General features: G+C 72.2%; 20 protein-coding genes. 8 read left to right on the top strand and 12 right to left on the bottom strand.

What is annotated here, in order from left to right; all coding sequences use genetic code 11:
• Positions 1-50 precede the first annotated feature (50 nt).
• Positions 51-890, top strand: a complete 840-nt coding sequence (locus tag ACFV9H_RS04210; RefSeq protein ID WP_385393025.1) for a class II glutamine amidotransferase — start codon at positions 51-53, stop codon at positions 888-890.
• 9 nt (positions 891-899) lie between these two features.
• On the opposite strand, the gene ACFV9H_RS04205 is transcribed toward ACFV9H_RS04210, so the two are convergent.
• Positions 900-1,262 (bottom strand): hypothetical protein, encoded by a 363-nt coding sequence (locus ACFV9H_RS04205; protein WP_385393023.1) that lies wholly within the window; start codon positions 1,260-1,262, stop codon positions 900-902.
• Between the two features lie 219 nt (positions 1,263-1,481).
• On the opposite strand from ACFV9H_RS04205, the gene ACFV9H_RS04200 reads away from it, so the two are divergent.
• Positions 1,482-1,931, top strand: a complete 450-nt coding sequence (locus ACFV9H_RS04200; protein WP_385393020.1) for an SRPBCC family protein — start codon at positions 1,482-1,484, stop codon at positions 1,929-1,931.
• A 109-nt stretch (positions 1,932-2,040) separates the two neighbouring features.
• Here the strand turns inward: ACFV9H_RS04200 and ACFV9H_RS04195 are convergent, their stop codons facing one another.
• Positions 2,041-2,391 carry a cofilin family protein gene (locus ACFV9H_RS04195; RefSeq protein WP_385393018.1) on the bottom strand — a complete coding sequence of 117 codons (351 nt, stop codon included), beginning with the start codon at positions 2,389-2,391 and terminating at the stop codon, positions 2,041-2,043.
• A 242-nt stretch (positions 2,392-2,633) separates the two neighbouring features.
• On the opposite strand from ACFV9H_RS04195, the gene ACFV9H_RS04190 reads away from it, so the two are divergent.
• Positions 2,634-3,923, top strand: coding sequence for an AI-2E family transporter (locus tag ACFV9H_RS04190; RefSeq protein WP_385393096.1), 1,290 nt, complete (start codon positions 2,634-2,636; stop codon positions 3,921-3,923).
• Between the two features lie 33 nt (positions 3,924-3,956).
• Here ACFV9H_RS04190 and ACFV9H_RS04185 read toward each other — a convergent pair whose 3' ends face one another.
• The 7 genes from ACFV9H_RS04185 to ACFV9H_RS04155 all read right to left on the bottom strand — a co-directional run bounded on the left by ACFV9H_RS04185 (position 3,957) and on the right by ACFV9H_RS04155 (position 13,007).
• Complete coding sequence (locus tag ACFV9H_RS04185) at positions 3,957-4,757, bottom strand: SDR family NAD(P)-dependent oxidoreductase (protein WP_385393015.1); 801 nt, start codon at positions 4,755-4,757, stop codon at positions 3,957-3,959.
• A 43-nt stretch (positions 4,758-4,800) separates the two neighbouring features.
• On the bottom strand, positions 4,801-5,067 hold the full coding sequence (locus tag ACFV9H_RS04180; RefSeq protein ID WP_385393012.1) for a DUF4235 domain-containing protein: 267 nt from the start codon (positions 5,065-5,067) through the stop codon (positions 4,801-4,803).
• Between the two features lie 220 nt (positions 5,068-5,287).
• Complete coding sequence (locus tag ACFV9H_RS04175; RefSeq protein WP_385393010.1) at positions 5,288-6,436, bottom strand: substrate-binding domain-containing protein; 1,149 nt, start codon at positions 6,434-6,436, stop codon at positions 5,288-5,290.
• 30 nt (positions 6,437-6,466) lie between these two features.
• On the bottom strand, positions 6,467-7,510 hold the full coding sequence (locus tag ACFV9H_RS04170) for an ABC transporter permease (RefSeq protein WP_385393007.1): 1,044 nt from the start codon (positions 7,508-7,510) through the stop codon (positions 6,467-6,469).
• Complete coding sequence (locus ACFV9H_RS04165; RefSeq protein ID WP_385393005.1) at positions 7,507-9,072, bottom strand: sugar ABC transporter ATP-binding protein; 1,566 nt, start codon at positions 9,070-9,072, stop codon at positions 7,507-7,509. Before ACFV9H_RS04165 ends, ACFV9H_RS04170 begins: the two co-directional genes overlap by 4 nt.
• 97 nt (positions 9,073-9,169) lie before the next feature.
• On the bottom strand, positions 9,170-11,947 hold the full coding sequence (locus ACFV9H_RS04160; protein ID WP_385393093.1) for a SpoIIE family protein phosphatase: 2,778 nt from the start codon (positions 11,945-11,947) through the stop codon (positions 9,170-9,172).
• A 124-nt stretch (positions 11,948-12,071) separates the two neighbouring features.
• Entirely contained in the window at positions 12,072-13,007 is a 936-nt protein-coding gene (locus ACFV9H_RS04155) for a cyclase family protein (RefSeq protein ID WP_385393003.1), read from the bottom strand.
• 149 nt (positions 13,008-13,156) lie between these two features.
• Here ACFV9H_RS04155 and ACFV9H_RS04150 point away from each other — a divergent pair, with 149 nt between their 5' ends.
• Positions 13,157-14,314: a PP2C family protein-serine/threonine phosphatase gene (locus ACFV9H_RS04150; protein ID WP_385393000.1), complete on the top strand. Its 1,158-nt coding sequence runs from the start codon at positions 13,157-13,159 to the stop codon at positions 14,312-14,314.
• A gap of 30 nt (positions 14,315-14,344) precedes the next feature.
• Here the strand turns inward: ACFV9H_RS04150 and ACFV9H_RS04145 are convergent, their stop codons facing one another.
• Entirely contained in the window at positions 14,345-15,604 is a 1,260-nt protein-coding gene (locus ACFV9H_RS04145) for a globin domain-containing protein (RefSeq protein WP_385392998.1), read from the bottom strand.
• A gap of 514 nt (positions 15,605-16,118) precedes the next feature.
• Between ACFV9H_RS04145 and ACFV9H_RS04140 the strand changes: the two genes are divergently transcribed.
• The 3 genes from ACFV9H_RS04140 (at position 16,119) to ACFV9H_RS04130 (ending at position 19,691) form a co-directional block, all read left to right on the top strand.
• On the top strand, positions 16,119-17,471 hold the full coding sequence (locus ACFV9H_RS04140) for a uracil-xanthine permease family protein (RefSeq protein ID WP_385392996.1): 1,353 nt from the start codon (positions 16,119-16,121) through the stop codon (positions 17,469-17,471).
• Between the two features lie 130 nt (positions 17,472-17,601).
• Positions 17,602-18,984 (top strand): amidohydrolase family protein, encoded by a 1,383-nt coding sequence (locus ACFV9H_RS04135; RefSeq protein WP_385393090.1) that lies wholly within the window; start codon positions 17,602-17,604, stop codon positions 18,982-18,984.
• Positions 18,981-19,691 (top strand): sulfite exporter TauE/SafE family protein, encoded by a 711-nt coding sequence (locus tag ACFV9H_RS04130; RefSeq protein WP_385392993.1) that lies wholly within the window; start codon positions 18,981-18,983, stop codon positions 19,689-19,691. Before ACFV9H_RS04135 ends, ACFV9H_RS04130 begins: the two co-directional genes overlap by 4 nt.
• On the opposite strand, the gene ACFV9H_RS04125 is transcribed toward ACFV9H_RS04130, so the two are convergent.
• Both ACFV9H_RS04125 and ACFV9H_RS04120 read right to left on the bottom strand, forming a co-directional pair.
• The gene (locus tag ACFV9H_RS04125) at positions 19,675-20,751 is read right to left on the bottom strand and encodes a LacI family DNA-binding transcriptional regulator (protein ID WP_385392990.1); all 1,077 of its coding nucleotides are present in this window, start codon (positions 20,749-20,751) and stop codon (positions 19,675-19,677) included. The two genes, ACFV9H_RS04130 and ACFV9H_RS04125, sit on opposite strands and share 17 nt — an antisense overlap.
• A gap of 199 nt (positions 20,752-20,950) precedes the next feature.
• Entirely contained in the window at positions 20,951-21,631 is a 681-nt protein-coding gene (locus ACFV9H_RS04120) for a helix-turn-helix transcriptional regulator (protein ID WP_385392987.1), read from the bottom strand.
• Between the two features lie 88 nt (positions 21,632-21,719).
• Between ACFV9H_RS04120 and ACFV9H_RS04115 the strand changes: the two genes are divergently transcribed.
• Positions 21,720-22,151 carry a hypothetical protein gene (locus ACFV9H_RS04115; protein WP_385392984.1) on the top strand — a complete coding sequence of 144 codons (432 nt, stop codon included), beginning with the start codon at positions 21,720-21,722 and terminating at the stop codon, positions 22,149-22,151.
• The last annotated feature ends 225 nt before the right edge of the window (positions 22,152-22,376 follow it).

Here is a 22,376-nt window from a genome sequence, read left to right as displayed (position 1 = left end):
GAGCACCCTCGGGGTTAGGCTCGAAGTCAGCCACGAAAGGGATGATGCGCATGTGTCGCTGGCTGGCCTTCTACGGCTCGCCGGTGCTCCTCGACACGCTGCTGTACCGCCCGGAGCACTCGTTGATCAACCAGAGCCTGCGCGCCCGGCTGGGCGTGGAATCCACGAACGGCGACGGTTTCGGGATCGGCTGGTACAGCGTGGACGGCGACAGCACGCCGGCCGTCTTCCGGGACATCGGGCCCGCCTGGAACAACCGCAATCTGCGGGAGCTGGCCGCGCATGTGCGCTCACCCCTCTTCTTCGCGCACGTCCGTGCCTCGACGGGTTCGGCGATCCAGCAGACCAATTGCCACCCGTTCCGGCACGGCCGGTGGCTGTGGATGCACAACGGTTCCATCGCGGAGTTCGAGCGGCTGCAGCGGGACCTGTGCATGGCGGTCGACCCCGCGCTGTTCCCCTCCATCGAGGGGTCCACCGATTCGGAGGTGATGTTCTACCTCGCGGTGACCTTCGGCCTGGACCAGGACGTTCCGGGCGCGGTCGCCAGGATGGCGGGTCTCGTGGAGCGGCTCGGGGAGCAGCACGGTGTCGCCGACCCCCTCCAGATGACGGTGGCGGTCAGCGACGGCATCCGCGTATGGGCCTTCCGCTACTCCAGCCAGGGCAAGACGCGGTCGCTGTTCTACAGCAGCAAGGCCGAGACCGTACGCCGTCTCTATCCGGAACTGGACTACCTGAGCAACGTGTCCGACACGTCCCGCATCGTGGTCTCCGAGCCGCTGGGAGACCTGCCCGGCATCTGGAACGAGCTCCCCGAAGCCAGCTACACGGTCATCCCGTCCGGCCCGGACTCCGACTACCTGCCCTTCGTCCCCGAGGTTCCCTGAACATCCGGATCAGGCTCCTTCGTCATAGCTTCCCCCCTCGATTTCGAGGGCGAGTTCCTGAAGGACTTCCATCGAGGTGATGTCCGTCCGACCGGCGTCGTGCGCCATGGCGAGGCTGGTGAACGCCAGGCTGAACCCCGAGACCATCGTGTGCAGGGCCGGACCGAGCGCCTCGGCGACGAGGCCGGCCACCTCCTGCGGCGTCGCGTCGGCGGGGACACTGATCGACGGCAGCATCTCGTTCAGCAGCTGGGTCGCGACTCCGGCGTTCCCCCCGCCGTCGTTCTCCTCCCCGGCTTCGGCCATCCGTCGGATCTCCTGTGCCTCGGTGAGGATGCCGATCACTCGCTTGAGAACCTCCGCGCGTTCCATGCGCGGAGCGTAGGGCACACGACGGTCCTCCGTCGTCTCCATGCCGAAGGGCCGCGGCAGCGCCGGCCGGGGTGGGCCGGTCGCCGCGGACACGCCGCCCACGCCGTTCCCCGGGGTGGTTGTGGTACCGGAACGCGGGCAGGCGCGTGCAGTCGGGGGAGGGATGAACCGAACGCCGCAGGCCACGGCCGCGGACGACAGGCGAAAGGGAGCTCTCTGATGTCGCAGGTGAAGGAATCGATCGAAGTTGACGTGCCGGTGACGACGGCCTACAACCAGTGGACGCAGTTCGAGTCGTTCCCGCAGTTCATGGATGGTGTGGAGCGGATCGAGCAGCGCACGGACACCCTCACGCACTGGGTGACGAAGATCGCCGGGGTCGAGCGGGAGTTCGACGCGGAGATCACCGAGCAGATCCCCGACGAGAAGGTCGCCTGGGTCACCGTGGGCAGCGAGACCGAGCAGTCGGGCTTGGTCATGTTCCGTCCGATCGACCCCGCCCACACCGAGGTCACGCTGATGATGGACTTCGACCCGGAGGGCATGGCGGAGAACATCGGCGACAAGCTCGGGTTCGTCGACCGGCAGGTGAAGGGCGACCTGAAGCGGTTCAAGCACTTCATCGAAGACCGCGGCACGGCCACCGGGGAATGGCGTGGAAAGGTCTGACCCGACCGCCTGACACCAGTGGGCGAATCAGCCGCCGGCCGCCGCGCGGAGCACCGCGCGGCGGCCACCGGTGCGCCGTGCACCCCGGCCGTGGCGGACACCGGCCCCCTCAACCGGCCAGGGCGACGAGCCTTCGGTACTCGAGCTCGGCTTTCCGCCGGGCCGTGAGGTGGACGTGAACGTCGGTGAGGAACTCCTTCAGGGCGGTGAAGCCGACCGTGTACATCTCCTCCTGCCCGCCGGCGCCCGGGGGCATCCAGAAGATCAGCAGCCGCTCACTCCTGCGCGCGCCCTCCGGGGTGGCGAAACACAGCTCGTGTACCACCAGACGCGGCTCGTCCGCGGGCAGGGACTGGAGCAGCTCGTCATGGGTCAGGTTGGCTTCCGCCTCCAGTACCAGGACATCCGCGATGTCCGTGCAGCGCAGGACCACGGTGTTGATCTCCCGCGTCTCCTTCACGTGATGGAGGGCGTCAAGGCACTCTGCCGAAAGCCGGACTGGGCTGCTCACAGGTTCCTCATCTCGGTCGTGACGGTCACTTGGGGATCAACGGCGCAGCCCCCGCCGAGGATGCGGTGGGCCGGCTCCCCGGGGCTCGCGCCCGGGCCTCCCGGGGTGCCGAAGGGCGGAGCAGCCGCCAGCCTGGAAGGAGTCTTCCTGCCAAAAGCGTTCGGAGGGACCGTGAGGTGAACCGAACACGACTGCCCAACGTGCGTGGCTGGCCCGGGCGCCTGAAGAAGAGGGCCGCGGTGCTCGCCGAGCGTCGCGCGCTGCTCCAGGCCGAACGGGACGCGGAGGACGCCGGAGGGTGGGGCGAGTCGGCGCCTGCGGCCGTGCCACGCGGTGCTCGCCCCCGACTGAGGGACCCCGCCGCCGCGGTGCCCTGGGCGGTCAGGGTGGCCGCGGAGGCCGGTTGGCGGTTCCTGGTGCTCGCCGCCACCCTCTGGGTGCTGATGCGGGTCATCGGGGCGGTACGGCTGGTGGTGCTCGCGTTCGTCGTCGCCCTGCTGGTCACCGCGCTCCTGGAGCCGACGGTCGGCCGGCTCCAGCGAAACGGACTTTCCCGGGGCGGGTCGACGGCGCTCACCGCGACCTGCGGATTCGTGCTGCTCGGATTGGTCGGCTGGTTCATCGTCTGGCAGGTGCTCGACAATCTCGGCAATCTCTCCGAACGGGTTCAGGAGGGCATCGAGGAGCTCAAACAGTGGCTCGTCGACAGTCCCCTGCACGTCACGGAGAAACAGATCAACGACATCGCCGACGCCCTGAGCGACACCATCGGCACCAGTACGAGTGAGATCACCTCCACCGGCCTGCGAGGCGTGACCGTGCTGGTGGAGGTGATCACCGGCCTGCTGTTGGCCATGTTCGCCACCCTCTTCCTGCTGTACGACGGCAGGCGCATCTGGCTGTGGACGCTCAGGCTGGTCCCCGCGAACGCCCGCCCCGGGGTCGCGGGCGCCGGCCCGCGTGCCTGGCGGACACTCACCGCGTACGTGCGCGGCACCATGATCGTCGCGCTGATCGACGCGGTCTTCATCGGCGTGGGCATCTACTTCCTGGGCGTGCCGCTCGCCGTCCCCATCGGCGTCGTGATCTTCCTGTCGTCCTTCGTGCCCCTGGTCGGCGCCGTCGTCTCCGGAGCACTCGCGGTCGTCGTCGCGCTCGTCACCGAGGGGGTCTTCACCGCGCTGATGGCGTTGATGGTCGTCCTCGTGGTGCAGCAGATCGAAGGGCACGTCCTGCAGCCGTTCATCCTCGGCCGGGCCGTTCGGGTCCACCCGCTGGCCGTCGTCCTGGCCGTCGCCACGGGCGGCACCATCGCGGGGGTCGGCGGGGCCGTCGTGGCGGTCCCGCTCGTGGCCGTGGGCAACACCGTGGTCGGCTACCTGCGCGCCCATCCTCCCGCGAGCACGACCGAAGCGGCGCCCCCACCCGTTGCCCCGACCGGGGAGCGGCCCGCCGGCGGGGAGGAGGACACGAACGGCTGAGCGTGCCCCGCGGCCGATCCGCTCCGGGCGTCGTCACAGGTGACTGTGGCTGCCGTGCGGCTGTGCCCATCGGCGGTGCAGGGCCGCGCGTGCGCCCAGCGGGGCGAGGCGGGTCACCGAATGCCGTGTCCGGGTGCGCAGGGATCCCGCGACCTTGCGCGTTCTGCGGTGCACGAGCGCCCGGTAGCCCTGGCGCGCCACCAGCGCGGGATCGTCCTTCTTCGCCCGCCCGAGGCGGGTGTCCAGCAGGCCCGCACGCACGAAGAACCGGGTGTCGGTGGCGCCGGGCAGCAGCACGGTGACGGACACGCCGGAATCCTCCACCTCGCTGTGCAGGGCTTCCGCGAAGGACTCCAGGAAGGCCTTGGACGCGTTGTAGACCGCGTGGTACGGCCCGGGGAGCTCGGCGGCGACCGACGACACGATGAGCAGCAGCCCCTCGCCACGCCGGGCCATGCCGGTCAGCAGGCGGTGGGCCAGGTGCACGGTCGAGGAGACATTGAGGTCGATGACGCGGGCCAGGTCCCCGAAGTCGGTTTCCAGGAAGGCGCCACCCCGACCGATTCCCGCGTTCAGGACCGCCGCGCTCACCGGTCGACCGAGCGTACGCAGCTCCGCCAGCAAGGTCTCCACGCCGCCGGAGGTCGCCAGATCGGTCCTGGTCGAGTGGACTCTGGTGCCGAACGACCGCAGCCGGGCCACCGCGTCCTCGAGGGCTTCGTCCTCCGCGGTGACCATCAGGTCGTATCCGTGACGGGCGAACTCCCCGGCCAGCTCGAAACCGATGCCGCTGGAGGCGCCGGTGACGACGGCAAGGGGTGGTGACGTGTCCATGGCCTTCTCCGACCTCTCGTAGGGCGGACCGTGGGCGGGCAGGTCAGGCGGGCCACGTACCGGTGAGCCGTTTGGTGGCCACTGCGCCGCTGCGGTCGATCAGCGCCTTGACGGCGGCGAACACGGCACCCTGCAACGCCGCGGCGATGAGGACTTCCCGCCACGAGCGGTCCTCGTCGGTGGCGCTCGGTGCGTCGTCCTCGTGACCGAGCCGCTTCCAGATCTGTTTGAACGCGATGCCGGCCAGCGCGCCTCCGGTGGCACCGAGGGCCATGCCCACGGGCTTGTAGGCGATCTTCGAGCCCTTCACCGGTGCCTCCGTCCCGTGACCTGCCGGGCCGACAGCCACACCATGCATGCCGCGCCCACGGCCGGCAGCCACCTGTCGCGCCGCACCGCCCGCGACGCCGTCCGGCTCACCTGGCCCTTGACGTCCCTGTTCATCGGTGGACCCTTCCCCTCGACTCTCCCGGCGCCTGCCCAGTCGCACGCGCGGCTAACGTACGCACTCCGTCCGGTACACGCGGTGCTCACTCCCCGCGCCAGACCCGCTGGTACGCCTCCCGGTAGCCCTGCGGGTCCCAGGACGTCGCCCCGCCGCTGTTCTCCGCCGTCACCACGTGAACGGCCGCGACGTAGCCGCTGGCGGGCCGGCCGGCGAAGGACCGGTTGAACTCGTCGATGATCTGCCAGCCCTGCTGGGCCAGCGGTTCGGGGACCGTGGCGGCCTGGAAGCGTCGGCTGTTGATGCGTTGGAAGGCGGAAGGATCTCCGTCACCCGCACCGATGTTGAAGGGCGGCCCCTCGCCGGGGCGCCCGGCGGCACGCAGCGCCGGAGCGGCGTCGGCGAAGTAGAGGTCGTTGATCGCGATGGAGTGGGTCCACCGGTCCCGGAAGCGGGACACCAGGGAGGAGACCTGCTGCGGGGTGCGCTGACTCGCGTCCGGGATGGGGATGTTCTCGGTCGTCAGCAGCCTCACCCCGGGGCAGGTTCCCAACTGCCGCTTGATCAGCTCGGACTTGTTGTGGGCGAACGCGATGGAGTCGTCGGTGAAGACGACGACGCCGGCGTCGCCGTCGGACCGGGCGATGACCCAGTCCGCGCTGATCCTCGCCACGTCCTCCACCTTCGTGGTGATGTTGGTGAAGAGCCGGGGACTCGTGCTCGGTCCGGGGGCGGCGACCGCGTGCCAGCCGATCAGCGCGATGCCCGCCGTCTCGGCCCGCGCCGTCTGCTGCGCCGTGAGCAGGGGATCGAAGCCGCCGATGACGATGCCCGAGGGCCTGAGGGTGACCGCCTGGCTGAGCGCGGCCTGGATGCCCGCCGGGGTGCCCTCCCCGTCGATCACGCGGACCTGCCAGCCGATGGCCGCCGCGGCTTCCCGGACGCCCTTGGCGACTCCGGCGACACCGGGGTTCGTCATGGTCTGGGCGACGTAGACGATCGTCTTGTCGGCAACCGCCTCGGGGCCGGTCGTGGGGCCGTTCCAGGTCGTGTCCGTACGCTCGGCCAGCGCCACGGCCTCCTTCGCCCGCGCGAGTACGGCCGGGCAACCGACGGCCGAGGGCGAAGCCTCGGTGGAAGTCTCCGACGAGCCCCCTCCGCAGCCCGCGACGAGGGTGGAGAGGGCCGCCCACAGGGCCGCGGCCGCGAGGACGCCGTTGCGGTTCGGGTACACAGTGCTCCTGACCGGGGGTGCGCTGGGGGTCTACGGGGCGTCGGCCGCCCGCGGCGCCGACGCCCCGGGCGGTTCTTCGGGCGGGTGCGTGTCCGTCGCGGCCCGCGTGCGCAGCCGCCGCCTGGCCGCGTAACCGGCCAGGCCCACCGCCAGCAGCAGCGTGCCGCCGTTGAACAGCGGGGTGGCCCAGAACTGGGCGCCGAGCTGGCCGATCCCGGCGAGCCCGACGGCGAGCACGCCGACGGCCACGAGGGTTCCGAGCGCGTTCGCGCGGCCGGGCTTGATCGTGGTGGAGCCGAGCAGCGCGCCGACGAAGGCGGGCAGCAGGTAGTCCAGGCCGACACTCGGGTTGCCGATCTGCTGCTGCGCGGCGAGCAGGACGCCCGCGATGCCCACGACCAGGCCCGATCCGGCGAAGGCGTAGACGGAGTACCTGCGGATGGGGATGCCGATGATGCCGGCGGCGCGGGGGTTGGAGCCGACGACGTACAAGTACCGGCCGAACGGCAGCCGTTCCAGCACCACCCACAGGACGACGACGGCGCCGAGGACGTAGAAGGCGGGCACGGGCAGCCCGAGGAAGCGGGCGTCGTAGAGACCGGTGAAGGCGGCCGGCAGACCGTCCGGGCCCGGCACGATCCTGCTGCCGTCGGTGAGCCATCCGGTGAAGGCGTACATGATGCTGCCGGTACCGAGCGTGGCGATGAAGGAGTCGATCCTGGCGAACTCGACGACGACACCGTTCAGGGCGCCGACCAGCACCCCGCCGCCGACGACGGCGAGGCAGGCGAGCGGCCAGGGCGTCCCCCCGTCGACGATGAGGTACATCACCAGGACGTGCGCCAGTCCCAGGCCGTAACCGATGGACAGGTCGAACTTGCCGGCGGCGATGGGGATCGTCGCACCGAGCGCGAGGAGGGCGGTGATCGACTGGTTGGACAGGATCGAGGACACGTTGTCCCGAGTGGGGAAGGTGTCCGGCAGGGCGACGGAGAAGAGCAGGAAGAGCAGGGCGGTCAGGGCCGGCAGGCCGTAGTTCCCGACGATGTGCCCGCGCGGGGACCAGCGGGTCACGAGGCGGTCGTGCTTCCGGTGATCGCGGGCATGGCCGAGGCGGCGCGGGTGAGTTCGGCCGGCGTCAGAGCGGCCCCCGCAGGCTCGGCCGCCACCGAACCGCGTACGAAGACCAGCGCGCGGTGGCAGAGGTCCGCGACCTCTTCGAAGTCGGTGGACACCAGCAGGACCGCCAGGCCCTCGGCCGCCGCGTCGTCGAGCAGCCGGTGGATCGACGCCTTGGCGCCGACGTCCACGCTCGCGGTCGGCTCCTCGAGGATCAGGAGCCGCAGCCGCCCGCGCAGCGCCCGGCCCAGGACGACCTTCTGCTGGTGGCCGCCGGACAGGGTGGCGACGGGCACCTCGCTGTCGCGGGGGCGCACCGAGAACCGTTCGATCAGGGCGGCGGCCTCGCGCCGCTCGCGCCGGGGACCGAGCGGGCGCCACGCCGGCACTCCGGCCGCCCGGGGGTTGGCCAGGAAGTTCTCCCGGACCGTCAGATCGGGGGCGCAGCCCTCCTCCTGACGGTTGGCGGCGACGAGACCGACCCCCCGGCCCAGGGCGGCCGCCACGGAGCGGGGGCGGTACGGCCGGCCGTCGAGCAGCGCCCGCCCGCCGAGCAGCGGCAGCGCGCCGGCGAGGGCGCGGCCCAGGTGCATGTGCCCGGCGCCGGTCAGTCCCACCATGCCGAGGATCTCCCCGGGCCTCAGATCCAGGGTGACGGGCGCGGTGCGCCGCGTCGTCACGGCGTCGAGGCTCAGTACGGGAGGACGCCCGGCGGGCACGGGGGCAGCGGGACCGCGCCCGGCCGGTACGCCGCCGGTGATGTCACGGACCAGGTGGGCGGGCCCGTATCCGGCGAGCGGTCCTGCGCTGACCACACGGCCGTCGCGCAGGACGGCGAACGCGTCGGCGACCCGGTACACCTCGTCGAGCCGGTGGCTGACGTACAGGATTGCGTGCCCCCGGTCGCGCAGGGTGTGCAGGACGTCGAAGAGCCGGGCGCAGTCCGCGGCCGGCAGCGTGGCGGTCGGCTCGTCGAGGACGAAGAGCTCCGCCCGGCGCGCGAGGGCCCGGGCGATGGCCACCAGGGAACGCTCGGCGGGCGCGAGGTCCGCGATCCGGGCCTCCGGGTCCAGGTGCCCGGCGACGATCCGCAGGGCATCGGCGCAGCGCTCCCGGGTCCGCCGCCAGGAGATGAGGCCGTGTCGGCGCGGGTAGCCCGTTCCCAGGGCGATGTTCTCGGCGACCGTCATCCACTCCACCAGGCCGAGGTCCTGGTGGATGAAGGACATCTTCCCTGAGGCCGCTTCGGACCCGAGCGGGTGCCCGGCCACCGTCACCTCGCCCGCGTCGGCCCGGTGGACCCCGGCGAGCACCTTGATGAGGGTGGACTTCCCGGCGCCGTTGGGGCCGAGGAGGGCGAGCACGCTGCCGCGGTGGAGGTCGAGGCTGACCGCGTCCAGCGCGACGGTGCCGCCGAACCGCTTGCCGAGACCGCGTATCCGCACGAGCGGTTCCCCGTCGGAGCGCCGGGGCGGGCGGCTCGTCGAGGTGTCGGATGGGTCATGGGCGTCATGCACGGACGTCTCCGGGGCCGACCTCGGATCCCCCTCTCGGGAGGGTGGGACAGGGAGGATGCTACTGGCAGTCAAGGGGCAATTCCGTGCATGACGGTGCTCATGCCGCTTCCAAGGCGCATTCGGCCCAAATGACCTTGCCGCGGGGGGTGTAGCGGGTGCCCCAGGACTGGGCCAGCTGCGCGACGAGGAACAGGCCGCGGCCGCCCTCGTCCGTGTTGGCGGCCCGCCGCAGGTGCGGGGCGGTGCTGCTGCCGTCGGAGACCTCGCAGATCAGGGCCCGATCGTGGATCAGGCGCACCTGGATCGGCTCGATGCCGTAGCGGACGGCGTTGGTGACCAGCTCGCTGAGCAGCAGCTCGGCGGCGAACGAGAGCTCGTCCAGCCCCCAGTGGGCCAGCTGCCGGGTGGCGGCGGCCCGGATGTCGGAGACCCGCGCGGGATCGGCCGGCAGGTCCCAGACGGCGATCCGGTCGGCGGACAGGGTGTGGGTGCGGGCGACGAGCAGGGCGATGTCGTCGGTGGGGTGCTCGGGCGCCATGGCGTCCATGACCGCCTGACAGGTGTCCTCGGGGCTCCGGTCCACGTGGGCCAGTGCGCGGCGGAGCTGGTCGAGGGCGACGTCGATGTCGCGGTGGCGGTCCTCGACGAGCCCGTCGGTGTAGAGGACGAGCGTGCTGTCCTGGGGGAGCTCGATCGCGGCCGTCTCGAAGGGCAGGCCGCCCAGGCCCAGCGGGGGCCCGGCGGGGAGATCGGCGAACTCCACGCCGCCGTCGGGATGGACCAGGGCGGGCGGCAGGTGGCCCGCCCGGGCCATGGTGCACTGCCGCGACGTGGGGTCGTAGATGACGTACAGGCAGGTGGCGCCGACGATGCCGATGCTGCCCGTGGCGTGGTCGTCCCCCTCTTCCCGGTCCAGGCGCACCAAGAGGTTGTCCAGGTGGGTGAGGAGCTCGTCGGGGGCGAGTTCCAGTTCGGCGAAGTTGCGTGCGGCGGTCCGCAGCCGCCCCATCGTGGCGGCGGCGTGCAGCCCGTGGCCGACGACGTCGCCCACGAGGAGGGCGACGCGGGTACCGGACAGCGGGATGACGTCGAACCAGTCGCCGCCCACTCCGGATTCGGCGGGCAGATAGCGGTGCGCGACCTCGACGGCGCCCTGCTCGGGCAGACCGCGCGGGAGCAGGCTGCGCTGGAGCGCCAGGGCCAGTGTGTGCTCCCGGGTGTAGCGGCGGGCGTTGTCGATGCACAGGGCGGCGCGGGCGGTGAGCTCCTGGGCCAGGCGGGCGTCGTCGTCACCGAAGGGGGCGGGGTCCTGCGCGCGGTAGAAGCTCGCGATGCCGAGCAGGACGCCGCGGGCGAGCAGCGGGACGACGATGAGGGAGTGCACGCCGTGCGCCATGATCCGCCGCGCGTGCCGGGCGTGCGCCGGGTTCGCGGTGATCCAGCCGGCCGCGGGGTCGAACTCGGCCTCCAGGACCGCCTGCCCTTCGGCCAACGCGCGCATGTGGGGGGATCCGGATTGGAGTTCCACGTGCTGTCCGACCGGGAAGAAGGGGCTGTCGGCGCGGAGCCCGTGGCGCACGGCACGCTGCAGTTCGGCCTCGGGATGGGCGGACTCGTCGCCCCGCAGTACGGCCTCGGGCAGGTCCACGGTGACGTAGTCGGCCAGCCGCGGGACCGCGATCTCGGCGAGTTCCCACGCCGTGCGGCTCACGTCCAGGGTGGTGCCGATGCGGCTGCCGGCCTCGGCCAGCAGCTCCAGCCGGCGCCGTGCCTCCACGGCGTACTTCCCGACCTCCGGCTCGCCGACCAGCACCAGGCCGCGGACCGTGCCGGGGCGGGGGACCGCGCTGTCGGCCGGTGCTCCGGCCGGCGTTCCGGACGGTGGCGGTCCAGGGCGGGGCGAGAGGGGGAGGTGGTGGACGGGTGGGGTGTCGCTGCTGAGCACGGCCTCGACGACCATGCCCGCCACCCCGGAGCGGCTGGTGACCGGGCGGCTCAGCAAGGTGGCCTCCCGGCCGTGCTGGAGGGTCACGTCGACTGCGGCCCGCCGGAAGGAGGAGATCAGCTCGGTCGCCTTCTCCTTGAGCACCGTCTGATCGTGCGGGTCCAGTTCGAGATCGACCAGTTCGTCGAGCTCGGCCGACCCGGCCGACTCGACCGGGAGGGTCGCCCCGACGTGGTGCCCGTCGTGGGTGTCCCCGCCCGTCCGGGCCCGTCGTTCGGCATCGAGGTACGTCCGCAGCAACCGGCGTTCGCGGGCCGAGCTCTCCTCCATCATCCGCCGTTCGATCGTCTCGGCCGCCCGACGGAGCAGTACGGCGAGGGACGGGTGCTCGTAGGAGTGCGGGTACCCGAAGCAGAGCACGCCCACGATGTGCCCGCTGAGCTGGTCGCGGATGGGTACGGCGCAGCAGGCGTTCGACTGGGCGCGCTCGGCGAAGTGTTCCGCGCCGTAGACCTGGATGGGCCCGCGTTCGGCCAGCGCGAGGCCGATGCCGTTGGTCCCGCCGAAGCGCTCGGCGAAGACGAAGCCGGGCACGCTCTGGATGGGGGGCAGGCTCCGCGCCAAGGAGGGCTCACCGAAGCGGCGTTGCAACACGGTGCCGTTGGAGTCGGCGACCGAGATGTTCATCTGGCTACCCGAGAACCGGGACTGCAGCTGGTCGAGGACGGGTACGGCGGCCCGTACGAGCCGACTGTCCGGATCGAAGTCGTCCCGGTACGGCAGCTCGGTCTGGTCCGGTGACAGTCCCAGCAGTCGGCAGCGCAGCCACGAGTTCAGGATCGGGCTCCGCACCCCGCTCTCGACCGGCTCGCCCACCAGGAAACGCTCACGGGAGCGTGCGGGGCCGATCTGCTCTCCCGTGACCCCCATCTGCATCACTTCCCCTTGCCGGTGCGCCCTCGCCCGTACCGGGATGATCGCTCTGGTCCGCGTGGTGCCGTGCGGTAAAAGTTGAATCAGCGCGTTTTGAGTATATTCCCGGCCATTTGCGGCTTCACAGGAGAGCGACCGGGTTGACCGGTGAGCCCGTCCCGCCGGGGACGTCGAGGGGCGTCACGACGATCATGAACTCGTGGCGTCCGGCTTCCGCGCACGCGGCGGACAGCGCCTCCAGGTCCAGGTTGTCCAGCAGGGGCACGCCCATGGCCGCGATGGCGAGGGCATGGACGGGGGAGTGGAGGCCCTCGACCGGGGAGGGGCGCACATCACTGTCCCCGTCCGCGCCGAGCAGACTGATCGCACGCTCGGCCAGCAGCGGCACCGCGTCCACGTGGAAGCCCGCACCGGCGGCGCCGACGTCCCACGGGCCCAGCTCGCGGCGGCGCCGGAACCGGCCGGAGCGCAGCAGCACCGCGCACCCGTCGTCGATCTCGACGCCGAGCGCCCGCTCGGCGGCGATCACGTCACGGGCGCGGACCGCGTGCCCGGGCTCCAGCCAGTCCACCCCGAGGACGGCGGGCAGGTCGAGGAGCACGCCCTTGGTGACGAGCGGGCCGAGGGCCGCCACCGAGCCGAAGCGGGCGCCGCCCGCGCCGATGGTCTCGCGCGCCGGGTGGCCCTCGTACAGCAGCCCTCGGTACGCGACGTGTGACAGCGCGTCGAGGTGGGTGACGGCCTTGCCGTGGTAGTCGACGGCGAGGAAGTCCTTGTGGGTGGCCGGTTCGGGCGGCTCCACGTCACCGAGGTCGGTCATGTGGTGCAGGGCGGGCTTGCTGTTGTCGGGGCCGGGCCGGGTGTTCCAGGGCAGGCCCATGGGTACCGTCCTGCCGTCCCGGACCAGGGCGGCGGCCCGGCGCACGTGGTCCGGGGTGACCCGGTTCCAGGCGCCCCGGTCGGCCGGATCCCAGCGGCCCCACGTACGGACCGAGGCGAACAGGGCGTCGAATTCCTCACGGGAGACCCGGGGAACCTCCGCGGGGTCGGTGCTCATGGCAGTGCGGTGCTCCAGACTCTTCAGGATCGGTGGGGGCGGCCCGCCGCTACCGCATGCATACCCGCTCGGGCGGGGACCGGACGTCCCCCGGGCCGGAGCCGGCGATTGAGTGGCGGCCCCGCGCCCGGGAGAGGCAGGCTGTACACATGAGAGCGCCCGTGCGCTCGCCCCCGGGACCGGGAGCCGGCGGCCACCACCAGGTCCTTTTCGCCCTCGCGGAGTGCGTGCCCTTCGCGATCGCCCTGCTGGTGCTCAGCATCGAGCTCACGCCCCTCCACGTCGTCTACACGGGTCCCCTGCTGGTCGCTACACCCGCGCTGGCGGCCGTGACGATGGGGCCCAAGGGCACGCTCGCGGCCGCCGGGGTGGCCGTCGGGGTCAGCGTGGCCACCGCCACCCACAATCAGGCCTGGGGCGGACAGCAGGTCTACACGAACTTCCTCGCCCTGTTCCTGGTGTCGGTGGCGAGCGTCATGACCAGCCGCACCGTGCGCACGCGCCGGGAGAACGAGCTCAACCAGGTCCGCCGGATCGCCGAGGCGGCCCAGGAGGTCCTGCTGCGGCCGGTGCCCGACCGGCTGGGCCCCGTCCGGGCGGCCAGCATGTACCTCGCGGCCGAAACGGGCGCGCAGATCGGCGGCGACCTGTACGACGCGGTCCAGACCCGGTACGGCGTCCGGATGATCGTCGGGGACGTGCGGGGCAAGGGACTGCCCGCCGTACGGGCCGCCGCGGTCGTGCTCGGCGCGTTCCGGGAGTCCGCGCACTACGAGGACGACCTGGTGGAGGTCGTCAACCACTGTGGAGAGGCCCTGCGGCGGGACGCCGCCCTGGCGGGCGCGGGCGTCGGCGCGGCACTGGCCGACGGTGACGAGGCCGGCCTGGAGGGCTTCGTCACCGCGGTCGTGGCCCAGATCCCGGACGGCCCCGACATCGAGATGATCAATCGGGGCCATCCGCCCCCGCTGCTGCTGAGCAACGGCACGGTCCGGGCCCTGATGCCCAGCGGCCCGCTGCCGCCGCTCGGTCTGGAGGAGTTCATCAGCGGTCCCCTCGGGCGGACGGACCGCTATCCGTTCGCGCCGGGGGACCGGTTGCTGCTGCACACCGACGGCGTCATCGAGGCACGCGACGGCGACAGGACCTTCTTCGACCTGCCCGAAGCCATGGCCGCGATGCGAGACCACAGCAGGCCCGCGTTCCTGGAGGGTCTGCGCCAGGCGTTGTTCCGCCACACGCAGGGCGCTCTGGCGGACGACGTCGCGGTCATCCTCGTCGACCGACTCGACCCGGACCATCTCTAGTGCTCTGGCCCGGGTGCGCGCTGCCGCGGTTCAGGGAGTGGCCAGGACCGGGGTGTCGAACGGGTCGTGGTGGATGCGGTCGGGCGAGGTGCCGCCGAGGGTGAGCGTCTCCATGGCGGAGACGACCATCGGGGCCGGACCACTGAGGTAGACGTCGTGCTGGTACCACGGCCCGTACTCGGCCAGGACCTGCGGCAGCGATCCGCGGATGCCCGGGATGTACTCGTGGGAGACCGCTCCCCGGAAGGTCAGCCAGTGATGCCGCTGCGCCAGTCTCAGCATGTCGTCGACCCCGTACAGCTCGGCGCCGGTGCGGGCGCCGAGGAAGAGTTGCACCTGGTGTCGGCCGTCGCGACGGGCCACTTCCTCGACGATCGCGCGGATGGGGGCGAGGCCGGTACCGCCGGCCACGCAGACCAAATCGTCGGAGACGGCGGCGTCCAGCACCATGTCGCCCATCGGCGGGCCGAGTCGGAGTACGTCTCCCACCGCGGCCCTGTGCACCAGCGCGGTGCTGACCGAGCCGCCGGGCACCGCGCGGACGTGGAACGTGAGGGTGCCGTCCTCGCGGGGCGCGTTGGCGGGGGAGTAGTAGCGCCACTGCTTGGGGTGCCAGGGGGTTTCGATGCTGACGAACTGGCCGGCGGCGTACTCGTAGGGCATGTGGGGACGTACCGTGACCTCGGCGATGCCGTGCCCGTGCGGTACGAGGCGCACGACCGTGGCCGGCCAGACGGCGGGCCGCACCGCGGCGTCCTGCTCCGCGGCGTCGATCATGACGTCGGCCACCGCGCCGTACGCCTTGGTCCACGCGGCGGCGATGTCCGCGGTCCACGCGGGGCCGGCGTAGCGGGCCAGAGCGGCGAGGAGGCACTCGCCCACGGCGGGGAAGTGTGCGCGGAGCGCGCCGAACTTGCGGTGGTCACGCCCGAGGTGGCCGCAGAAGCGCACGAGGTTCTCCGGGTCGTCGACCAGGTCGACGATGTGCAGCAGCGAACGCAGCAGCCGGCCGCGCTGGGCGTCCATGCCCGGCGGGAACATCGGCCGCACCTCGGGGTAGCGGGCGAAGAGGATCGCGTAGAAGTAGACCGTCATGTCGGCGGCGAGTGGCTCGACCACCGCGACGGAGGCGCGTATGAGGGCTGTCTCGTGGGGCGACAGGGGTGGATCGGCGGGCTCCGGCGGGGAGGGGCGTACGGCGGAGGCCGGAGCGGGAGCGGGTGCGGGTGCGGGATCCTGCGGATACGGGTTCGCGGGCGTGCCGCCTGAGCGTTTGATCCGGAATCTCAAGGGGCCAGAGCTCCTCCGCCCGGTATGCGAGACGGATGGTCCGGGGCGGACCGGCGGGTGGCCGCGTGCGCGGGGAGGCGCACGTGACGGGCGCTGCGGGTGGGGACTTCACGGGCAGGCATGGGTCCTCGAAGCGGGTCGACGGCACAGAAGTGGATCGAGCGGTTCCGGACGGTACCCGATCACTGAGGTGACTCAGAAGTAACCAAGGCTCTTTTTGAGACGGTGGTCCGTCCGCTCGGCCCGCCTCGCCCCAAAGGGGAGCGGATGCCGGGGTGTTGTCCGCCGCGCCGAAGCGGGGTGGCGGCCGCTCCGTCGCCCGGACGCCCGTCGGGCATTCGGCGGAAGCCGTGCGTCCACAACCCTTGACGGGCCTCCCGGGCCCTCACATACTGGCGGCCAAATCGATTTGGCCAAATCGATTTGGCCCCTGCCCGGAGCCGGATCGTGGCCAAAACCGGAGCGAGCCGAACGGAGCTCGAACGTGTCCAGTCCCAGCACTCTCCCTCACCCCGTGGACCAATCCCGCCCGCTGAGCAGGATCCTCCTGTTCGGTCTCCAGCACGTCCTCGTCATGGCGGCGACCCCCGTCTCGGCGATCTTCCTGATGAGCGCCACCCTCCACCTCGACACCGGCCTGACCGTGAACCTGCTCTCGGCGGCCTTCGTGCTCTCCGGGGTCGGTTCCCTGATCCAGTCGCTGGGACCCTGGAAGTTCGGGCCCCGACTGCCCTTCGTCATGCTGCCCGGCGGAGCCCCGCTGATCCTCTTCCTGGCGATCGCCGAACAGCACGGCGTGCGCACCGCCACCGGCGCGGTGATCATCAGTGCCGCCTTCTACTTCGTCGTCCTGCCGGTCTTCTCGCGCCTGTTGAAGTTCTTCCCCACCCTGGTCATCGGCACGATGATCGTCATCGTCGGGGTCAACCTGGTGAAGGTCGGCGCGCTGCTCGTCACCGGTCGGCCGGGCACCCCCGGATTCGCGAACCCCACGAACCTGGCGCTCGGCATGGCGACGATCGGCTTCACCGTCGCCCTCTACTGGCTGTTCACCGGCGTCGTGCGGCAACTGGCCGTGATGCTGGGCCTGATCGCCGGCAGCGTGCTGGCCTTCGCCCTCGGCCGGATCGACTTCAGTGGGGTCACCGAGGGCGGGGTCCTGAGCGCGCCGCAGTTGATGCCGTTCGGCTCGCCCGAGTTCCAACTCGTCGCCGCGCTGCCCCTGATGCTCTACGGACTGGCCTCCATGGCGGAGGCCACAGGGCAGACCGTCATCAACGCGGAGACCGTCGGCAAGGAGATCGACAAGCGGACGGTGGTCCCCCGGACCATCCGCGGCGACGCCCTCGTGTCACTCTTCGGCGGATTCCTGGGACTCCCGCTGATGGTGACCAGCGGCGAGAACATCGGCATCGTCCGCGTCACCGGCGTGCGCAGCCGGTTCGTCACCGCGGCCGCCGGCGTCGTGCTCATCGTCATCGGCTTCCTCGCCCCCGTCATCCGGGTCATCAGCGCCATCCCGTCCGCCGTCGTCGGCGGCACCGCCATGGTGGTGTTCGCGGTGATCACGGTGCTGGGCATCCAGATGCTGGGGAAGGCGGAGCTGGAGCGGCACTCCCACGGGTTCATCTGCGCCGTCGCCATCGCGCTCGGCCTGCTGCCGATCCTCGTCCCCGGCGTCTACGCCGGCCTGCCGTCCAACGCGCGGATCCTGCTCGAAAGCGGCGTCGCCGTGGGCGCGTTCACCGCCGCCTTCCTCAACGTCCTCTTCCACCACGTACGGCCCCGGCTCGCCCGGGGGCGCTCCGGCGAGCCCGTCCCCGCCCTCGTCGACGCGGGCGAGTCCCGCGCCGTACCCCACGCATGACCCGTACGGAAAGAGTGAGATGACCGACCTGACGCAATACGAACCGAACGCGGGAGGCGGCCCGGCCACGGACGGCCTCCGTCCCCACCACCTGGCCGACGAGGTCCAACTCCTCGCCCCCGCCGTCGTGATGACACCAGACGGCCCGAAGGAGCGGTACGCGGCCGTCGTGGCCGACGGCGCCTTCCGCGCGGTCGGGCCCGCCGCACAGGTGGAGCGCGACCACCCGCACCTCACACCCGTTCGACTGCCCGGACACGTACTGATGCCGGGGTTCGTCGACGCGCACCACCACCTGACGCAGAGCTTCGGTGCCGCGCTCGCCTTCGGTGAGCCCTCCGAGATCTTCCGCCGGGTATGGGTCCCCCTGGAGGGGGCCCTGGACGAGGAATCCGCCTACGTGGCGGCGAAACTCGCAGCCCTCGAGTCGCTGCGGGGAGGATTCACCACCGTCGCGGATGCCGGTACCCGGGCGTCCGTGGACGTCGACGTCGTGGCCCGGGCCACCCGCGACGCCGGAATCCGCTGCGTGCTGGGACTCGTCTGCAACGACGCCGACGACGCCAACGGCGGCGGCGATGACGACAGGGGCGGTGGGGACGGCACCACCGACCCGGCCTCCATGTCGGCCGACGTCCTGGCCCGGGCCGAGAAGCACCTCGCCCGGTACGAAGGGGAGGAACTGGTCCACCCGTCGCTGGCGATCTCCGTCCCCGAGGCCGCGACGGCGAAGACGTTGCGGGCCACCGCCCGGCTCGCCGCGGAAGCGGGCGCCGTCGTGCAGATCCACGTCAACGAGCACCTCGCCGGCGTGGAGCGCTCCCTCGTCCGGCACGGCCTGCGTCCACTGGAGTACCTACGCGAAGTCGGCGCGCTGGGACCACAGTTGCTCGCCGCCCACGCCACCCTCGTCACGCCCGCCGAGCTGACCCTGCTCGCCGACACCGGCGCCGCGGTCAGCTACAACCCCGTCGCCAGCGCCTGGAAGGGCAACGCCGTGGCGCCGGCGACCACCATGGCCGAACGCGGGATCCGCTTCGGGCTGGGCACCGACGGCACCCGTGGTGACGGGTTCCGCCTGGTGGAGGCGGCGGAGTTCGCCCAGCGCCTCACCTACGGCCTGGCCACCGGGGACTCCTCGTGCGGCGCCGGCTGGACCTGGCTGGAACACGGAGGTCCGGGCGGCGCGGACGCCGTCGGCCTCGGAGCGCTCACCGGCCGGATCGCCGCGGGGGCGGCGGCCGACTTCCTGCTCGTCGACGCGAGCGGCCCGGAGATGCGCCCGTCCTGGGACCTGCCGTGGGAGCTGGTGCGGCGCGGCAACCGCGATCAGATCACCGCCGTGTTCGTCGCCGGAAGGCTGCGGATGTTCCAGGGCCGGCCCGTCGGCTGGGACGGACCCGCGCTGGTGCGGCGGGCGGCCGAGCTGGGCAGGGAGGTGGTCGAGCGGGCCGGGGTGAAACGCGTACACCGCACGTCCACCGACGCACGCGCCCGGAGCGCCGCGCGGTGAGCGTCGCAACGGTGGCGATCCTCGCCCTGGTGGTGGCCGCCGCCGCGTTCGTCCAGGGGACCAGCGGCCTCGGGTTCGCACTGGTCGTCGCCCCGGTGGCCGGACTGCTCGAGCCCGCGCTGCTCCCGGTGTTCGTCCTCGCGTCGATGATCCCGTTGAACGTCTACGTGGCCTGGCGCGAGCGGCACGCCCTGGACCTGCGGGGCGCGGGCTGGATCACGGTGGCCCGACTGGTGGCGACCCCGGGGGGACTCGTACTGCTCTGGGCGGTCCCGGAGCAGCGGCTCGGGGTGGTCGTCGGCGCGGCGACCGTACTGGCGGCGGTGGTGAGTCTGGCCGCGCCGACCTTCGTGCCCGGCCGCGCCGCGTACCTCGGAGCGGGACTCGTCACTGGTCTCACCGAGACCGCGACGGGCGTGGGCGGTCCGCCGCTGGCCCTCGTCTACCAGCACCGGCCGCCGGCGGAGCTGCGGTCCACGGTCGCCGTGTGCTTCCTCGTCGGCGAGGTCGTCTCGCTCGCCCTGCTGCTCGCGACCGGCCAGGGCAGCCCGGCTCAGCTGGGCTGGGCCGCGCTGCTCCTGCCCGCCCTGGCCGTCGGGGCGTGGCTGAGCAAACTGGCGCACCACCGGGTCGACGCGGCGAGGATGCGGCCCCTGGTCCTGGTCTTCGCCCTGGTCTCCGGCGTGGTGCTCATTCTGGCGCCGTGACGCGCAGCGACGACGCCCGCGCGATGACACGGGGCTCGGGCGCCGCGGTCGCCCCCGTCGTCGCGGGCGCGTCCGCGATGGCGGTGTCCTCGTCACGCAGGCGGGCGAGGAGCAGTTCCACCGCGTCGGTGGCCGCGCGGTCCAGTTGGAGGTCGACCGCCGTGAGCGGGGGCTCGCAGGTGCGGGCCCGCGGCCCGTCGTACCGGGTGACCACCATGACGTCGTCCGGGACCCTCCGGCCGCTGTCCCGGATCGCGCGGACGGCGCCCACCGCGAAGGCGTCCACGAGTGCGCACACGGCGTCGATCTCGGGGTGTTCCGCCAGCAGGGCCGCGCAGCGGTCGTAGCCGGCCTCTTCCCCGCCTTCCTCCGGGGCGGTGGCGACGAGGGGGGTCCAGCCGTACTCGGCGGCGGCGCGTTCGTACGCGGCGCGGGCGTCGACGGCGGAGTGACGGGTGCCGGCGCCGATGATGAGCGCCGGATGGCGGGCCCCCTGGCCGCGCAGGTGCTCCAGCAGCAGCTCGGCGACCAGGCCGCCGCGCAGGTCGACGTACGGGGCCTCCGTGCCCGGCTGCATCTCGCGGCCGAGCGCCACGTACGGCAGGCCCCGCTCACGCAGCTGCGCGACAGCCGCGTCGTCCTCCGCGGGCTCCACGACGATCGCGCCGTCGATGTCGAGGGAGTGCAGCGGGGACCCGGACTGGACGGGAGGCACCAGGACGAGCGCGTACCCGTGGAGCAGGGCGCGCTCGGCCGCGGCCGCGGCGACTTCCATGTAGAAGCCGAGCCGGGAGGGGCCGCCGGCCACCGCGAACGGCATCGACGAAGCGAGCGCGATGGCTTTCGCGTGGCCCTGGCGAAGGCGCTGCGCGCGCAGATTGGGCCGGTACCCGAGTTCGGCGGCCACCTGCTTGATGCGTTCGCGGGTCCGGGGGTCGACCTTGCCCAGCCCGTTCAGGGCATGGGACACGGTCGTCCGAGAAACCGAGGCGGCCAGGGCGACATCGGCAATCGTCGGCGGCCGCCTGCGGGAACCGGAGCCGGAACCGGGGCTGGACATCGGCAGGACGCTCCTCGATCGATCGATCGGTCACTCGCAACGCTGACGAGTGACGAGTGGCGAGTGATGGGTGACGGGTGACGGGTGACGGGTGACGGGTGATGAAGCCATCTTCGCCGACGCGCCCCCCGTCCTCCAGCCCCGCCAACACGCCCGGCCCGCCGCACCGTCGGCGCGGGGTCTTCCGGCGGGCGGGGTGTCAGTCGACGGCCTCCAGTCGGACACAGCAGCGGCCTTGGGCGGGGGCCAGGACCGCCGTGTAGGTGAGGTCGCCGATGCCCTTGAGCACTCCCCGCAGGAGGTGGAGGTTCATCCCGCAGACGGTCTCGGTGTGGCGGCGGGCCAGCTGCCGGAACGGGCAGTTGAGGAGGACGACGGCGTCGTCCTCGTGGCGCGGTTCGAACCCGCAGAGTTCCAGCAGCCCGGTCAGGTCGGCGTCGCCCTTGCCGGTGGCGCCGGCGAGGCCCATCTCCCTGCCCAGCTCGTCGGCCTCGCGGTGCAGCACGGCCCGCACCGGCTCACCCGTCGACTCGGACCGCTGAACGGCCCGCGCGAGCAGCTCGGCGGCGAGCTCGTAGCGCCGCGCGGGGACACTGACGGTGATCTCCCTGTCCGGGCGCCGGTAGAGCTTCGCCGGCCTGCCCGCGCCCGGGCCCGTACGGCCGCTGCGCCGCGCGTAGACCACGTCGAGCAGGGATGCCTCGGCGAGGCGGTCCAGGTGGAAGGCCGCCGTGCGCAGGGCCAGGCCCAGGGCCGACGCCGCCTCCTCGCGGCTGACCGGCTCTTCCTGGCGCACCACGTGCTCGTACAGCCGCCTTCGCGTCGGCTCGGCGAGCGCGGCGAGCGCCGCGACGTCGTGTGCTTCGTTCGCTCGGTCCACGCGCCCATTCTAAAACCAAAACTCATTGACGAAAGAGCGGGCGAGTGCTTCTATCGGAAGTGAAAGCTGTGTATAGAAGGAGGGCGTCATGCCGTTCCTGACTCACACCGCCCCCGCCGGCCGCTCCGGGCGGGCAGCCCTGGCAGACCCGGGCTACCAGGCCTTCCTGATCCTGCGCACCGGCTTCACGGTCGCCCCGATCCTGTTCGGACTGGACAAGTTCTTCAACCTGCTCGTGGACTGGCCGATCTACCTCGCGCCCTGGATCGACGACATCGTCCCGGGAAGCGCCCAGAGCGCCATGTACGCGGTGGGCGCGATCGAGATCGTCGCAGGCCTCGTCGTCGCCATCGCCCCCCGCTTCGGCGGCTGGCTGGTCGCCGCATGGCTGGCCGGCATCATCGTCAACCTGCTGAGCATCCCCGGCTACTACGACATCGCGCTCCGCGACTTCGGCCTGCTCCTCGCCGCCGTCGCCCTCGCTCGACTCGCCGCGGCCCATCGCTCGCCGCCCCGTTAGGGGGCACCGGCCTGCCGAGAGGGTCGTCCCGCAGTGCGGGACGACCCTCTCGTGTCGCCCGCAGACATCTGGACGGGCTCCGGCCCCGTTCGTGCCCCCGTGGTGCCGCGCACGCGTCGGCCCCTTCGGGATCCAGCAGTGCGTGATCATGAACCCCGGGATGCCTTCCGTCGGCCTTCCGCCCAGGGGCATCCTCTTCACGTGGGCATCAAGGCGTGCCGGCGG

Source organism: Streptomyces sp. NPDC059874, assembly GCF_042731135.1.
In the GTDB taxonomy this organism is placed as follows: Bacteria; Actinomycetota; Actinomycetes; order Streptomycetales; family Streptomycetaceae; genus Streptomyces.
Note: the sequence above shows the minus strand (reverse complement) of the source record. Positions and strands in the feature narration are given on the sequence as shown.

What these genes read in the sequence shown, in the direction of transcription:
- ACFV9H_RS04155 (WP_385393003.1), bottom strand. Translation starts at nt 13,007, where the DNA reads ATGAGCACCGACCCCGCGGAGGTTCCCCGGGTCTCCCGTGAGGAATTC.
- ACFV9H_RS04150 (WP_385393000.1), top strand. Translation starts at nt 13,157, where the DNA reads ATGAGAGCGCCCGTGCGCTCGCCCCCGGGACCGGGAGCCGGCGGCCAC.
- ACFV9H_RS04135 (WP_385393090.1), top strand. Translation starts at nt 17,602, where the DNA reads ATGACACCAGACGGCCCGAAGGAGCGGTACGCGGCCGTCGTGGCCGAC.
- ACFV9H_RS04210 (WP_385393025.1), top strand. Translation starts at nt 51, where the DNA reads ATGTGTCGCTGGCTGGCCTTCTACGGCTCGCCGGTGCTCCTCGACACG.
- ACFV9H_RS04125 (WP_385392990.1), bottom strand. Translation starts at nt 20,751, where the DNA reads ATGTCCAGCCCCGGTTCCGGCTCCGGTTCCCGCAGGCGGCCGCCGACG.
- ACFV9H_RS04185 (WP_385393015.1), bottom strand. Translation starts at nt 4,757, where the DNA reads ATGGACACGTCACCACCCCTTGCCGTCGTCACCGGCGCCTCCAGCGGC.
- ACFV9H_RS04205 (WP_385393023.1), bottom strand. Translation starts at nt 1,262, where the DNA reads ATGGAACGCGCGGAGGTTCTCAAGCGAGTGATCGGCATCCTCACCGAG.
- ACFV9H_RS04115 (WP_385392984.1), top strand. Translation starts at nt 21,720, where the DNA reads ATGCCGTTCCTGACTCACACCGCCCCCGCCGGCCGCTCCGGGCGGGCA.
- ACFV9H_RS04200 (WP_385393020.1), top strand. Translation starts at nt 1,482, where the DNA reads ATGTCGCAGGTGAAGGAATCGATCGAAGTTGACGTGCCGGTGACGACG.
- ACFV9H_RS04160 (WP_385393093.1), bottom strand. Translation starts at nt 11,947, where the DNA reads ATGGGGGTCACGGGAGAGCAGATCGGCCCCGCACGCTCCCGTGAGCGT.